At 64.3% G+C, this 635-nt stretch carries 1 protein-coding gene; it reads right to left on the bottom strand.

The window, feature by feature from the left end:
- Positions 1-635, bottom strand: a 635-nt coding sequence (locus tag AB7849_RS19515; protein WP_369501571.1) for a citrate/2-methylcitrate synthase, incomplete at both ends; no start/stop codon positions are given.

Below are 635 nucleotides of genomic sequence, written 5' to 3' on the forward strand. Positions count from 1 at the left end.
GGCACGCCCATCATGTGGTACGCGCTGGCCGAGAACCAGTCGAGGTTCGGGAACATCTTCTTGACCTCGCCCATCACCTTCTCGATGCGCTCGGACACGTCGAACAACGTCGGGTTGCCACCCTCGGTGCACAGCTTGCGCGAGACTTCCTTGATGATCTCGTTGCGCGGATCGGACACCGTGTACACCGGATGGCCGAAGCCGATGATGATTTCCTTGCGCTCGACGCGGGCGCGGATGTCGGCTTCGGCATCGTCGGCGTTGCGGTAGCGCGCGATGATTTCCATCGCCACTTCGTTGGCACCGCCGTGCTTGGGGCCGCGCAGCGCGCCGATCGCGCCGGTGATGGCCGAGTACATGTCCGAACCGGTGCCGGCGATCACGCGCGCACTGAAGGTGGATGCGTTGAATTCGTGCTCGGCGTACAGCACCAGCGACTTGTCCAGCGCACTGGCGTGCAATTCGCTGGGCGTCTTGCCGTGCAGCAGGTGCAGGAAGTGGCCGGCGATCGAGTCGTCCTCGGTCTCGGTCTCGATGCGCTTGCCGTTGTGGCTGAAGTGGTACCAGTACAGCAGCATCGAGCCGAAGCTGGCCATCAGGCGGTCGGCGATCTCGCGCGCGCCGGTGACGTTGTG

This window comes from Rhodanobacter sp. FW021-MT20 (assembly GCF_041107475.1).
GTDB lineage: Bacteria > Pseudomonadota > Gammaproteobacteria > Xanthomonadales > Rhodanobacteraceae > Rhodanobacter_A > Rhodanobacter_A glycinis.